The 13,959-nt window shown below is 70.8% G+C and carries 11 protein-coding genes; 5 read left to right on the top strand and 6 right to left on the bottom strand.

Going from position 1 to position 13,959, the window contains the following annotated elements:
- The first annotated feature begins 101 nt into the window (after positions 1-101).
- The gene (locus tag G4X40_RS04815) at positions 102-1,805 is read left to right on the top strand and encodes an aldehyde dehydrogenase family protein (protein ID WP_408642138.1); all 1,704 of its coding nucleotides are present in this window, start codon (positions 102-104) and stop codon (positions 1,803-1,805) included.
- A 54-nt stretch (positions 1,806-1,859) separates the two neighbouring features.
- Here G4X40_RS04815 and G4X40_RS04810 read toward each other — a convergent pair whose 3' ends face one another.
- The 4 genes from G4X40_RS04810 to G4X40_RS04795 form a co-directional block, all read right to left on the bottom strand.
- Positions 1,860-2,741 (bottom strand): universal stress protein, encoded by an 882-nt coding sequence (locus G4X40_RS04810; protein ID WP_277830514.1) that lies wholly within the window; start codon positions 2,739-2,741, stop codon positions 1,860-1,862.
- A 50-nt stretch (positions 2,742-2,791) separates the two neighbouring features.
- A complete protein-coding gene (locus tag G4X40_RS04805; RefSeq protein ID WP_277831286.1) occupies positions 2,792-3,790 on the bottom strand; it encodes a zinc-binding alcohol dehydrogenase family protein in 999 nt (332 codons plus the stop codon).
- A gap of 95 nt (positions 3,791-3,885) precedes the next feature.
- A complete protein-coding gene (locus tag G4X40_RS04800) occupies positions 3,886-5,598 on the bottom strand; it encodes an FUSC family protein (RefSeq protein ID WP_277830513.1) in 1,713 nt (570 codons plus the stop codon).
- Positions 5,595-6,209, bottom strand: a complete 615-nt coding sequence (locus G4X40_RS04795) for a nitroreductase family protein (RefSeq protein ID WP_277830512.1) — start codon at positions 6,207-6,209, stop codon at positions 5,595-5,597. The genes G4X40_RS04800 and G4X40_RS04795 overlap by 4 nt, the downstream gene beginning before the upstream one ends.
- Positions 6,210-6,337: 128 nt before the next feature.
- On the opposite strand from G4X40_RS04795, the gene G4X40_RS04790 reads away from it, so the two are divergent.
- The 3 genes from G4X40_RS04790 to G4X40_RS04780 all read left to right on the top strand — a co-directional run bounded on the left by G4X40_RS04790 (position 6,338) and on the right by G4X40_RS04780 (position 9,439).
- A complete protein-coding gene (locus tag G4X40_RS04790) occupies positions 6,338-7,603 on the top strand; it encodes an aspartate kinase (RefSeq protein ID WP_277830510.1) in 1,266 nt (421 codons plus the stop codon).
- Between the two features lie 2 nt (positions 7,604-7,605).
- On the top strand, positions 7,606-8,637 hold the full coding sequence (locus G4X40_RS04785; protein WP_277830508.1) for an aspartate-semialdehyde dehydrogenase: 1,032 nt from the start codon (positions 7,606-7,608) through the stop codon (positions 8,635-8,637).
- Between the two features lie 70 nt (positions 8,638-8,707).
- Positions 8,708-9,439, top strand: coding sequence for an enoyl-CoA hydratase (locus tag G4X40_RS04780; protein WP_277830506.1), 732 nt, complete (start codon positions 8,708-8,710; stop codon positions 9,437-9,439).
- Between the two features lie 205 nt (positions 9,440-9,644).
- Here G4X40_RS04780 and G4X40_RS04775 read toward each other — a convergent pair whose 3' ends face one another.
- Positions 9,645-11,270: a sulfatase-like hydrolase/transferase gene (locus G4X40_RS04775; RefSeq protein ID WP_277830505.1), complete on the bottom strand. Its 1,626-nt coding sequence runs from the start codon at positions 11,268-11,270 to the stop codon at positions 9,645-9,647.
- A 195-nt stretch (positions 11,271-11,465) separates the two neighbouring features.
- Here G4X40_RS04775 and G4X40_RS04770 point away from each other — a divergent pair, with 195 nt between their 5' ends.
- Positions 11,466-12,431 carry a patatin-like phospholipase family protein gene (locus tag G4X40_RS04770; RefSeq protein WP_408642137.1) on the top strand — a complete coding sequence of 322 codons (966 nt, stop codon included), beginning with the start codon at positions 11,466-11,468 and terminating at the stop codon, positions 12,429-12,431.
- Here G4X40_RS04770 and lnt read toward each other — a convergent pair.
- Positions 12,383-13,897, bottom strand: coding sequence for an apolipoprotein N-acyltransferase (gene lnt, locus G4X40_RS04765; protein WP_277830503.1), 1,515 nt, complete (start codon positions 13,895-13,897; stop codon positions 12,383-12,385). The genes G4X40_RS04770 and lnt overlap by 49 nt on opposite strands.
- Positions 13,898-13,959: the final 62 nt, after the last annotated feature.

The raw sequence follows: 13,959 nt of genomic DNA, 5'->3' as shown, positions 1-13,959 counted from the left end.
GAAATCCCTTCCGCGCACACAGCCCACAGCGGGGAGACACCGGCGCAGAATTGTGATGTCAAACACTTGTCGTATCGGAGGCTGTCACCGTGACGAACGAAATCCCGCCCGCCGGAGTCGCTCCTGCCGTAGATCAGGCGCTTGCCGAACTCGTCGAAGGCGAGAAGGCGTGGGCGGGGATGTCACTCGCCGAGCGCCGCCGCTTGCTCGAACGCGTCCACGAACTCACCGTGTCCCACGCGGCGGAGTGGGTCGACGCGGCGATCGGGATCAAGGGACTCGACCGGAACTCCCCGCTCGTCGGCGAGGAATGGATATCCGGCCCGTACCCGGTGGCGACCGGTACGGCGGCGCTGTCCGCCAGCCTGGCGGCGCTGGAAGCAGGCCGTAGCCCATTGGACGGCGTCTCCTTCGGCGCTGCGCCCGGCGGCCGCACCGCGGTCAAGGTGTTGCCCGCCGGCGTCTACGACAAGTTGCTGCTCAGCGGTTTCAGCGCCGAGGTCTGGCTGGAGCCGGGCGTCGACGCCGACACGGCACGGAGGCAGGCGGGACTCGCGCAACTCGATCCCGCTCGGACCAACGGCGTCGGCGTGGTGCTCGGCGCGGGCAACATCACCTCGATCGCACCGCTGGACACGTTGTACGAACTCATCGCGCACAATCGCGTGGTCGCACTCAAGCTGAACCCGATCACCGACCCGCTGTTGCCGGTGCTGTCCAAGGTCCTCGAGCCGCTCATCGAGGTCGGTGCGGTCCGGTTGCTCACCGGCGGCGCCGACGTCGGCGCATACCTGGTGCGGCACGAACTGGTCGATCACGTGCACATGACCGGCAGCGCGCTGACCCACGACGCGATCGTGTGGGGCCCCGGCGAGGAGGGAGTGCGCCGCAAGGCCGCAGGTGAACCGGTGCTGGACAAACAGATCACCAGCGAACTCGGCGGCGTCTCGCCGACGATCGTGCTCCCGGGACGGTGGAGCCGCGCCGACATCGAGTTCCAGGCCGAGCACGTCGCGACTCAACGCCTGCACAACGGCGGGTACAACTGCATCGCCGCTCAGGTGGTCGTGCTGTCCTCGCGGTGGGCGCAGCGCGACGAGTTCCTCGAAGCGCTGCGCGGCGCCGTCGACCGCGCGCCTGCCAGGGCGGCCTACTATCCGGGAAGCGCTGCGCGCGTGGAGAGCGCGACACAGACCTATCCGGATGCGCAGCGTCTCGGTCCAGAGGGGGGCCGTGTGCTGGTCACCGATCCGGACGACCGAAAGCCGTTGCTGCAGACTGAGTATTTCGCGCCGGTGCTCGGGGTGATCGACGTCGACGCGGACGGAGCCGAGTTCGCGATCCGGGCCATCGAGGTTGCCAACGACCAGTTCGTCGGCACACTGGGTATCAACATCATCGCCCACCCCGCGACGATCTCGGAGTTCGGCGAGCGCTTCGATTCGATGCTCGAGGGACTGCGCTACGGCACGATCGCGGTCAACGCGTGGACCGGCGTCGGGTACCTCACCGCGAACGCCACCTGGGGCGCGTTCCCCGGACATACGCTCGACGACGTGCAGAGCGGAATCGGTGTGGTGCACAACGCCTTGCTGATCGACAGCCCGGAACGGACCGTGGTGCGGGGGCCGTTCCGGCCATCGCCGCGGTCGCTGATGCACGGCGAGTTCGCGATCTCGCCGAAGCCGCCGTGGTTCGTCGACAACCGCACCGCCGCGACGACCGGGCGGCTGCTGACCGGCTTCGCCGGTGCCCCGGCGTGGTCGAAGCTGCCGGCGATCTTCGCCTCGGCGCTGCGCGGATAGTCCGGACCGCCGGTGCGGGGCCGCCGACATCGGCGGCCCCGCCCGACTGTTCGCTCAGCGGTGATCGCGCACGATCATCAGCGGCACGTCGACCGAGTGCAGCAGCGCACGGCTCGTCGATCCGAGCAGCATGCCGCGGAACCCGCCACGACCCCGGCTGCCGACGACCACGAGCTGGGCGTCCGTCGCGGCATCGAAGAGCGCCTGTACCGGGCGATCCTTGACGACGACCCGGGTCACGGCGACGTCGGGGAAGCGCTCCTGCATCCCGGCGAGCGACTCCGACAGCGCGGCCTGCTCGGCGGTCTCGATCTGGTCCCACGGGATCTCGTCCTCGGCCCCGAAGGGATTCACCACCGGGAAGTCGGACCACGAGTGGACCGCGGTCAGCGGGGCGCCGCGGAACGAGGCCTCCTCGAAAGCAGCCTCGATGGCGGGTTCGCTGTTGCGGGTGCCGTCCACACCGACGACCACCGGGGCCGTCGCCGACACCGGCGCGGCCTCGCGGATCACCACCACCGGACAGGCGGCGTGCGTGGCGACCGAGGAGGTGACCGAGCCGAGCAGGCCGCCGCTGACCTCGCCGAGTCCGCGCGAACCGAGCACGATCGCGCGCGCGTGCTCCGACCAGTCGAGCATGCCCGCGATGGCAGAGCCGTTGCGGCGTTCGGTCAGCACCGTCAGCTTGCCCTCGCCCGCTGTCTCGATCGCGATCTTCGTGGCCTCCTCGAGCACGCGGGTGGCCTCCTCCTGCTGCGCGTCGAAGAAGCTCTGCGGCACCCCGATCCCGCCCGCGTACGCGACCGGCACCGCCATCGCGCTGACCAGCTGCAGCGGGGCATCGCGCAGGGCCGCAGACTGTGCGGCCCAGGCGACGGCGGCCTTGGAGGTGTCCGAGCCGTCGACGCCGACGACTACGGGAGGATTGATGAGCATGTTGTGCGCCTTTCTCTTTCGGGACTTTCACTCGGTCGGTGGGGTTTCGGTCAGGGGATCAGGACGGCGGCTCCGGTCACCCTGTCGTCGGCCAGGCCTTGCAAGGTCTCGAGCGCTCGGTCGAGCGGATGCGGCGTCGCGGTGACCTGGAGCCGGTGGCGCGCGGCGATGTCGAGAAAGTCGCGGGCGTCCGCCCGGGTGTTGGCGGTGACGCTGCGAATCCGTCGCTCGCGGAACAGGTGTCGCTGATAGTTCAGCGGCGGGACGTCGCTGAGGTGGATGCCCGCGATCGACAGCGTGGCGCCCGCATCCAGCGCCTCGAGGGCCGGCGGCACCAGGTCGCCGACGGGGGCGAACAGGATCGCGGCGTCCAGCGGCACCGGTGGTGGATCGGTGGCGCCCTGAACGGAGGCGGCGCCGAGCTCGAGCGCCAGCCGCCGGGCATCGACGCTGCGCGTCATCACGTGCACCTGCGCCCCGTCGGCCATCGCCACCTGGGCGGCCAGGTGCGCGCTGGCGCCGAACCCGTAGATGCCCAGCGCGCCTCCCGTGGGCAATTCCGCGCAGCGCAGCGCGCGGAACCCGATGATGCCCGCGCACAGCAGCGGGGCCAGCTCGGCGTCGGTGTAGCCGTCGGGGAGCGGCAGCATGAATGCGGCTGGTGCGCAGGCGAATTCTGCATAGCCGCCGTCGGAGTCCCAGCCGGTGTAGGTCGAGGACTCACAGAGGTTCTCGTCGCCGCGCCGGCAGACGCGGCACCGTCCGCAACTCGATCGCAACCACGGGATCCCGACGCGGTCGCCGACGGCGTGCGCGGTGACTTCCCCGCCGACCTCGACCACCTCGCCGACGATCTCGTGCCCCGGCACGACACCGGGGCGGTGCACCGGCAGATCGCCCTCGGACACGTGCAGATCGGTGCGGCACACTCCGCATGCCAGCACCCGGACCAGCACTTCGCCCGCCTCCGGTCGGGGGACCGGGATGCGCTCGAGGATCAGCGGATCCGAGTGGATCGGTGCGGGGTGGTGCACGCGCCAGGCCCGCATGTGCTCGGGTGGTGCGGCATCCATCGGTCCCCTTCGGTAGCCCTCGTCCCGATCCTGCCACCGCGCGCCGCAAAGGGCACTCGGACCGGGCCACGTCACATCCGGGCGCGGGCCTCGGCGAGGGCGTTCAGGCGGCGCGACCACTGTGCGGTCGTGGCGGTGTCCGGGCGGCCGTCCGGCGGCAGCGCCCACAGCCCGCCCAGCACGTCGTAACCCAGGTGGTGCAACTCGCTGTGCGCCGGCCAGCGCGGCGCGGTCCAGGCCGGATCGTTGTGCGCGGCGTCGACCCCGGCCATCGCCGACCCGGCCAGCTCGAACTCGAGATCCCGGCGCAGTTCGAGGACCGCGGGTGCGCCGGCCGGTGCACCGTCGAGCCGACGGGCGGTCGCGGCGATCAGCTGCGCGACCCGCCCGTCGACCCACCGCAGGATTCGGCGGTGCGAGCGTCGGTCCACCGTCCACAGCACCGCGAGCGCGACGCACACGCCGACCGCGGTCTCGACCAGACGCTCGCCCATCGCGGAGGCGGGCGACGCGGCGAGGGTGGCCGAGCCGCCCATCAGCAGCGCCAGCGGGGTGATGAACACGACCGCGATCCCGTAGTTGCGCGCGACGAGCATCTCGACCATGAACTGCAGCGCGGCGAGCAGCAGGATCAGCCACAGGCCGGTCGGGTCGAGCTCGTACAGCGCCGCGAACAGCAGCAGGCCGAGCGCGGTACCGACGATGCGGTGCACCCCGCGATACGTGCCCATGATGCGGTCGGGCCCCTGGTGCAGCACCAGTGCGGCCGCGATGACCGCCCAGTCGGGCCGTTTGCTACCGATCGCGACGGCGACCGTGCCCGCGATCAGGCAGGCGACCAGCAGCCGCAGGGCGGCGGTCCACGCATGGGAGTTCGGGTGCAGCGACCGCACCAGGCGGTAGCGGATGCCCGGCCGCGGCATCGGGACCAGCGGCCGGATGTCGTCGAGGTCCGAGTCCGGGTCGACGGTCGGGTCCGCGCTCAGTGCGGCCGACAACCGCACCTGGGTGGCCCCGAGTTGCCCCACCAGCGGGTGATCGCTGCGGTGCCGGCGCCGTTCCCTCGACCCGTCGAGCAGCCCGCCGTCGTCGAGGCAGTGCCAGGCGGCCTGCAGTTTCAGGGAGGCCAGGTGCCGCGCCCGCGGGGCGGTGGCGGAGGACCGGTCGGCGGTGGCATAGGCGTCGACGGCGGATCCGGCGGCGGCCACCGCGGCCCGCTCGGGGGCGCGCGGATCGCGCAGCAACCCGGACATCGACACGATCAGCGAGCTCGCCCCGCCGACCGCGCCCCAGCCGGCGATCTCCGCGGGCGGCATGCCGGATCCGGCGATCAGCGAGCCGATCTCGGTCGCCAGGATGAAGAAGAAGCCACCCGGCGGTCCGAGCCGCAGGGCATCGGCCGCGTAGGCGGCGGCCAGCCCGACCGTCGTCATCGCGACGACCACCCACAGCAGGAGGAAGTGGGTGTGCCCCTCGGCGATCGCGCGGTGCACCGGCCGGCCGACCAGGGCGCCGAACCACGCCGAACCGGCCAGTGCGACGGCGGCGATCGTCACCACCTTCCACCTGGCGCGGTAGGCCTTGCCCTCGCCGTAGAGCACCGCGAAGGCGCCGATGGCCACGGTGAGCGCCTGCTGGTGGTAGCCCAGCGCGGCGACGATCGACGCCGGGATCCCGAGCGCCAGCGCGGCGCGTACCGCACCGGGCCAGCGCTTGCCGACGGGCGGGAAGCCGAACAGCACCGCCCGCGGCGGGGCGGGGGCGGGCAGGTGCAGCGCGGTCACTCCCGGGGTGCCGCGCCGAACGGTCGGCCCCAGGTGCCGGCGAACGCCATCTCGGCCAGCGCCGGCCGGCGGCGGGGCCGCGCATCGGACTCACGGATCGCCTCGTCCGGGTGCTCGCCGGCGCCGAGGTGACCGAGCGCGATGACGACCGCCGGGCGGAACTCGTCCGGGATCGCGAACTGCGTGCGGGCAGCGTCGGCGTCGAATCCGGCCATCGGGTGCGCGACCATCCCGTGCGCGACTGCCTGCAGGCTCACCTGCGCGGTGGCCAACCCCAGGTCGAACATCGCGTACTCGAGGTCGCCCTTGGCGTTGCGGGACTGCGCGGCGCCGAGCACCAGGGCGCCGGCCGCGTGCGCCCAGGCCCGGTTGCCCTCGGTCAGCAGGTCGGTGAGGGCGGTGAAGGTCTCGTCGCCGCGCATCCCGGCGACGAAGCGCACCGGGAAGGTGCCGCCCCAGGACGCCGCGACCCGGCCGGCCTCGAGAGCGGACAGCAGTTCGGCTTCGCTCACGCCGGCGGTGGGATCGAGGTTGCGCGGACTCCAGCGCGCGGCGATCAGCGGGTGCAACTCGACGTTCGGATCGGCAGGTCGGTTGGGGTTCGCGGACACGCTTTCGAGCGTATGCCCACAGTGTTGTCTGTGACCGGTCACCGCCGGGCGGCGGCGGCCGATCTGCGACCGGTAGGGTTGCATTCTGGACCTTGTGTATTTGTTCCCCGAGTTGGAGGTATCCCAGCGTGGCCCTCGTCGTCCAGAAATACGGTGGATCCTCGGTGTCATCCGCCGAGCGAATCCGACGAGTCGCCGAGCGAATCGTGGAGACCAAGAAGCAGGGAAACGACGTCGTCGTCGTGGTCTCGGCGATGGGCGACACCACCGACGAACTGCTCGACCTCGCCCAGCAGGTGTGCCCGGCGCCGCCGGCGCGCGAGATGGACATGCTGCTGACCTCCGGTGAACGCATCTCCAACGCGCTGGTCGCCATGGCGATCCACTCGCTCGGCGCCGAGGCGCGCTCGTTCACCGGGTCGCAGGCCGGCGTGATCACCACCGGCTCGCACGGAAACGCGAAGATCATCGACGTCACCCCCGGCCGAGTGCGTGCCGCGCTCGACGAGGGCTCGATCGTGCTGGTGGCCGGGTTCCAGGGCGTGAGCCAGGACAGCAAGGACATCACCACGCTGGGCCGCGGCGGCTCGGACACCACCGCGGTCGCGCTGGCCGCGGCGCTCAAGGCCGACGTGTGCGAGATCTACACCGACGTCGACGGCGTGTTCACCGCAGACCCGCGCATCGTGAAGGACGCGCAGCGTCTGGACACCGTCTCCTTCGAGGAGATGCTCGAGATGGCGGCGTGCGGCGCCAAGGTGCTGATGCTGCGCTGCGTCGAGTACGCGCGCCGCTACAACGTGCCCGTGCACGTCCGCTCGTCGTACACCGACAAACCCGGAACGATCGTGTCCGGATCGATGGAGGACATTCCCGTGGAAGAAGCACTGATCACCGGCGTCGCGCACGACCGCAGCGAGGCCAAGGTCACCGTCGTCGGCCTGCCGGACACCCCCGGCTACGCCGCGCAGATCTTCCGGGCCGTCGCCGACGCGGAGATCAACATCGACATGGTGCTGCAGAACATCTCGAAGGTCGAGACCGGCAAGACCGACATCACCTTCACGTTGCCGAAGACCGACGGCCCGCGCGCCGTCGAGAAGCTGACCAAGATGCAGTCCGAGATCGGCTTCTCGCAGGTGCTCTACGACGACCTGATCGGCAAGGTGTCGCTGGTCGGCGCCGGTATGAAGAGCCATCCCGGCACGACCGCCACCTTCTGTGAGGCGCTCGCCGAGGCAGGCGTCAACATCGACCTGATCTCGACCTCGGAGATTCGCATCTCGGTGCTGGTCAAGGACACGGAACTGGACGACGCGGTGCGCGCGCTGCACTCGGCGTTCGATCTCGGCGGCGAAGAGGAAGCCGTCGTGCACGCAGGAACGGGGCGCTAGAGATGACCACCATTGCTGTTGTCGGAGCCACCGGACAGGTCGGCATCGTCATGCGCACGCTGCTGGAAGAGCGCAACTTCCCGGCGGACAAGGTGCGGTTCTTCGCCTCGGCGCGTTCGGCGGGAAAGAAGCTGCCGTTCCGCGGTGAAGAGATCGTCGTCGAAGATGCCGCCGCGACGTCCGACGCGGACCTGAAGGGCATCGACATCGCGCTGTTCTCGGCCGGTGCGACGCTCTCGCGCGAGCAGGCCCCGCGGTTCGCGGCCGCCGGTGCGACCGTCGTCGACAACTCGTCGGCGTGGCGCAAGGATCCCGAGGTTCCGCTCGTGGTCAGCGAGGTCAACCCGGAGCAGGCGAAGAACCCGCCGAAGGGCATCATCGCCAACCCGAACTGCACCACGATGGCCGCGATGCCGGTGCTCAAGGTGCTGCACGACGAGGCAGGCCTGCAGCGGCTGATCATCTCGAGCTACCAGGCCGTCTCCGGTTCCGGCATCGCCGGCGTCGAGGAGCTGCTCGGCCAGGCGCGTGCGGTGATCGGCGACGCCGAGAAGCTGGTGCACGACGGCAGCGCGGTCGACTTCCCTGCTCCGGACAAGTACGTCGCGCCGATCGCCTTCAATGTGCTGCCGTTGGCCGGTTCCCTGGTCGACGACGGCAGCGGCGAGACCGACGAGGACCAGAAGCTGCGCAACGAGTCGCGCAAGATCCTCGGGCTCCCGGACCTGCTGGTCTCGGGCACCTGCGTGCGGGTTCCGGTGATCACCGGGCACTCGCTCGCGATCAACGCCGAGTTCGCCCGGCCCCTGCCGGTCGAGCGCGCGCAGGAGCTGCTGCGTGCCGCGCCGGGCGTCGAGCTCGTCGACGTGCCGACCCCGCTCGCGGCGGCCGGCTCCGACCCGTCGCTGGTCGGCCGGATCCGTCAGGACCCGGGTGTGCCGGACGGTCGCGGGCTCGCGCTGTTCGTCTCCGGCGACAACCTGCGCAAGGGTGCGGCGCTGAACACCATCCAGATCGCCGAGCTGCTGGTCTGACGGCACCTGCCGAGTCGGACAGTCTGTCTATCGGAGAGCCACTCGCCCTCCAACTTCGGAAAGGAAGCCGATGATCGGCGTCAGTCGGGAGAATGCCGTCGTCACGCTGGAACTGCAGCGGCACGAGAAGCGCAATGCGCTGAACACCGAGTTGTGCAACGGCATTCGCGAGGGCATCGCGGAGGCGATCACCGGTGATGCGCGCGCCGTCGTCATCACCGGCGCGGGCACCGCGTTCTGCGCCGGAGCGGACCTGTCCGGCGACGCCTACGCGGCGAGCTTCCCCGAGGCGCTGGTGAACATGCTGCGCGCCATCGAGTCCGCGCCGATGCCGGTGATCGCCGCCATCAACGGCCCCGCGGTCGGTGCGGGCTGCCAGCTCGCGCTGGCGTGCGACCTGCGGGCCGTGGCGCCGGAGGGCAGCTTTGAGGTGCCGGTCGCGAGAGTCGGCCTGGCGCTGGACAACTGGTCGATCAAGCGGCTGTCGGCGCTGGTCGGCGGCGGGTTCGCCCGGTCGATCCTGCTGGGGGCCGAGCGAATCGGCGCCGAGCGGGCGCTTGCGGTGGGCCTGGCCAATCGCGGCGCCGACCTCGCCGCGGCCCAGCAGTGGGCGGCGGAACTCGCGGGTCTGGCGCCGCTGACCATGCGTCACCTCAAGCTGGTGCTCAACGACGACCACAGCCACGACGAGCCGACCGACGACCAGTTCATGGCGTTCTGCAGTGCCTGGTCCAGCGAGGACGTCAAGGAGGCGCGGCGCGCCCGCGCGGAGAAGCGCGCCCCGGCGTTCCAGGGCCGCTGAGCGCTCCTCGGAATGCCGCGTTCGTCGTGGAATCCGACGGGGTGGAATCCGGCGGGCCGATCCACGGCATGACCCGCCGGTAGCTGGGGGTCGTCGGCTGCCCAAAGTTCCAAATGTTCGAAGTGTCGCAAGTGTTGGAACTCTGGGTCGCGAGCAAGACGTGCCCGACGACGGTGCCGTACGAGGCTGACGGCGGCGCCCGGGCCTACAGGCCGCGCGCCGGCATGGTGCCGGTCGCCCGGAGCCGTTCCACCAATCGCTCGTGCATGATCGCGGTCTGCTGCGGGTTGTGGTGCCCGGCGTTCAGCGGATCGGCCAGGTTGTCGACCTCGGTGGGGTCGGACTGCAGGTCGTAGAGCTCGAATTGGGCGGGCACCGCACCCGAGGGGTCGAAGTAGGCGGCGTACATCCAGCGGTCCTCGCGGATCGCGCGGATCCGGTTGGGCGGGGTGACGATGCCCTGGCCGTTGGGGTTGCCGCAGTTGACGTCGTCGAAGGTGAACAGCACGCTGTCCTGCACACGGGCGGTCGGCGACTGCGGGTGGGCCGCGGCGTCCGCGATGACGGGCGACAGGTCGGTCCCGAGCAGCCTCCACTGCGCCGGGTTCGGTGCCTGCACGAGTGCGGCCAGCGTCGGCACGACGTCGATCAGCGACGCCAGGGCCGGTGTGCGGACCGGTGTGGGGAACAGTCGCGGGTTGCTGAACACCAGCGGTACCCGGACCGTCTCCTCGTACGCGTTGAAGATCTTCTGGCGGAGCCCGCCGTGGGACAAGCCCATCTCGCCGTGGTCGGCGATCCGGATGATCAGCGTGTCCGCCCTCAATCCAGGACGTGACTCGACGGCGTCGAGCACGGTCCCGATGTGGGCGTCGACCACCTTCTGGGTGAACGCGTAGAAATTGACGTAATTGCGCAGGGCGTCCTCGCCGAGCAACGGCCCCAACCCGTTCAGCAGCACCTGGGACTGCACCTGGGCGGTCGGCTTGTGCGCCAGGGCCAGTCGCTCGCCGAGCGTCGGCGGCAGATCGATGCCCTGTCGGAAGCAGCCGGGCGCGTCGATGCCGTAGTTGTCGCAGTCGCCCGCCTGTGCGTTCCAGGTCAGCGGATACGCGAGGATGTCGTGCGGGTTGGCGAACGAGACGACCAGTGCGAACGGTGAACCCCCGGTGTCGACCGTGTGCAGGTACTGCGCGGCCTGGGCGGCCACAGCCGAATCGTGGTCGGCGCAGCCGCCGCCGAAATGTTCGGGCTTGGTGTCGCCGCCGTAATCGGGTGGGATCCAGCCGTGGAAACCGTAGCCGGCCAGGTCGGCGCTGGTCGGCTCGCCCCCACCGACGTCCTTGCTCATGTGCCACTTTCCGCGGTACTGCACGTCGTAACCGGCCGACGCCAGCACCGTGGCCAGGTTCGGCAGGTCGAGCGGCAACTGCGGTTCGGTCGGCGACAGTGTCCCGCCCTCGGTCAGCGTGGACGTCACCCCGTGCTGCGCGGGATACAGGCTGGTGAAGAAGGTGCTGCGGCTGGGCGAGCACATCGAGGTGTTGCAGAACGATCGGGTGAAGGTCAGGCCGGTGTCGGCCAGGCGTTGCCGATTGGGCAGGTTGGCCTCCGGCCAGCCCGACGGCCAGTACATCGGCTGACGTTCCTGATCGGTGATGAGGACGATGATGTTCGGTCGGCGCTGCGGCCCGGCGGGGTTCGGCGACGCGTCGGCAAGAGGCGCGTGGGCCGATGCGGTCCCCGCGAGAAGTAGCGCGCCCGCGCCGCCGAGGAAGGTTCTGCGCGGCACCTCGCCGAGGTGTGCGTGCGGTGCGTCCCGTGTGGTCAAGCCGATCGCCTCCCCGCAGGGCTTCGGGTTCGTCGATTGTCCCGCAGCGCGCGGCCGAGGCGGGCGGAATTCGGTGACACCGAGACGGGACGGCAGGGTGTGAACCTCACGAGTGGGTCTCACAGCGGTCACCTCCGGAACACGTTGCCGACCTAAACCGACCGGTCGGCCTATCGTCGGACTGTGGCGGCAGAACTGCGAGCAGATCTGGTCTGCGAGGGCGGTGGGGTCCGCGGCATCGGGTTGGTCGGTGCCGTGGAGACGCTGTCCGCCGCGGGCTATCACTTCCCCCGCGCGGCCGGGGCCAGCGCGGGGGCGATCGTCGCGTCGCTGGTGGCGGCGCTGCAGCGGTCGGGTCAGCCGATGTCGCGGCTGCGCGAGATCGTGTACGGGCTCGACTACCGCAAGTTCGCCGACAGCAGCCTGCTCGGCCGGGTGCCGGTGGTCGGCGGGCCGCTGTCGTTGCTGACCTCCGACGGGCTGCACGAGGGCGAGTACCTCGAGAAGTTGCTGGGCCGGATCCTCGGGGAACTGGGGGTGCGGACCTTCGGCGATCTGCGCACCGACGACCCGCAGACGCAGTTCGCCTGGTCGCTGGTCGTGGTGGCCAGTGACCTGTCGCGCCGCCGGATGGTCCGTATCCCGTGGGATCTGCCCGCCTACGGGCTGCGACCAGACGAGTTCCCGATCGCGCGGGCGGTGCGGGCATCCGCCGCGGTACCGTTCTTCTTCCGGCCCGTCCGGGTGAACGGGGCGACCTGGGTCGACGGCGGTCTGCTCGCCGACTTCCCGGTGAAGCTGTTCGACCGCCCGGACAGCGTGTCGCCGCAATGGCCGACCTTCGGGATCCGGTTGAGCGCACGGCCGGGCATCCCGCCGACACATACCGTGCACGGCCCGCTGTCGCTGGCGCTGGCCGCACTCGAGACGCTGATCGGCAACCAGGATTCGGCGTATGTGGACGACCCGTGCACGGTGCGGCGCACCATCTTCGTGCCGGCGCAGGGGATCAGCCCCATCGACTTCGCGATCACCCGGGCGCAGCTGGAACAGCTGTACCAGACGGGAACCGTTGCGGCGCAGGACTTCCTCAAGACCTGGAACTTTGCGGACTACGTCGCGGCCTGCCGCTCCAGCGGACGGGCGGCATCCGCGGGCTGACCCCGAGGCGGCCGCCGCAGCAGGCTCAGGCCCAGCGCGGTCGCCGCGACGATGACGGCGCACGTGGCCGGCACGTACTCGCCCCACCTGTCATAGACCGTGGCAGAACCGGCCAATGGGACCGAGACCACCAGTGCACCATGACGATCCGCGGCCAGCCAGCCGATCTTTCGCCCGTGGGCGTCGAAGGCCGCGGAGACCCCGGTCAGCGCGGCCTGTACCACCGGGCGCCCGGTCTCGGCCGCGCGTACCGCGCCGAAGGAGGCGAGTTGCGCCGGGGCCCAACTGCCCTGGAAGGTCGCCGTCGAGGACTGGTACACGATCAGCTGCGCGCCGGCCCGCGCCTGGTGGCGCGCCAGGTCGGGAAAGGTCTCCTCGAACGAGGTCAGCGGCCCGATGCGGACGCCGTCGACGTCCATGACGACCAGGCGGTGACCGGGCTGGCGGTTCTGCCCCGCGGCCGCGGTGATCCGGCTGAGCCAGCCCAGCTGGTTCCGGAACGGTACATACTCGCCGAACGGCACCAGCCGCGTCTTCTGATACGTGGCCCGGATGCCGTGTGCGTCGACGAGCATCGACGTCTTCGCGATGGCGTCCCCGGTGCCGATCCGCGCATCGACGTCGACGAGCAGGGGCGCGCCGATGTCCTGGGACAGCGCGGTCAGCCGGCCGAGCACGTCGGGACGGCGGGGGAGGTCGGCGCTGACGCTGCTCTCGGCCCATACCGCCAGATCCACGTGGGTGCCGAGCGAGCGGGTGATCCGCTCCTGCGCGCCGAGCAGGTCGTCGTGCACCGCGCCGATGCCCGGCTGGACCAACGCGACGGTCATGCTGCCGGGGCCGGCGGGTGCGGGACGCGTCGCGTACCAGAGCGGTCCGGCGCCGACCGCGACGACGGCGGCGGCCAGGCCGAGGCAACGCACCGGGGTGCCGCCGACGATCAGCAGGCAGACGGCGGTGTTGGCTGCGACGATCGCGAACCCGATCAGCCAGATGCCGCCGAGCCCGGCCAGGCCCAGCAGCATCGGGTGTTGCCACTGCGTCGCGCCGAGCAGTGACCACGGCCCGCCCAGCCACTGCCAGGACCGCACCGTCTCGATCAGCACCCAACCTGCGGGGACCGCGATCAGCGCGAGCAGCGACCGTCCGAGTGTGACCGGGTTTCGCAGCAGCGGCCGGGTCAACAGCGCCCACGGGATCCAGAGCAGCGCCAGCAGCCCCACCGCGAACGGGAAGAAGAAGGTCAGGTTCGGCGCCAGCCAGTACTCGTTTGCGGCGAGGAACCCGAATCCGGCCAGGAATCCGCGCACTGCGGCCTCCCGGTTCGTCTGGGCGGACCGGATCAGCAGCAGAACGGGGACCAGCACGACCCAGGCGAGCATGCCGAGATTCAGTTCGGGGAAGGCCAGTAGCGGCAGGGTTCCGAGGACGAGGATCCCCACACGGGGGAGCCATCGCGATCCCATGCCGGAATCGCGCGGTCGGCCCCGTGCCGCGGCGGTCACGCCTCCATGGAATCACGTCCGGG

Origin of the sequence: Speluncibacter jeojiensis, assembly GCF_029589495.1 — a bacterium.
Taxonomy (GTDB): domain Bacteria; phylum Actinomycetota; class Actinomycetes; order Mycobacteriales; family Mycobacteriaceae; genus Speluncibacter; species Speluncibacter jeojiensis.
The sequence above is the reverse complement of the archived record's forward strand: the minus strand, read 5'-3'. Positions and strand labels throughout refer to the sequence as shown.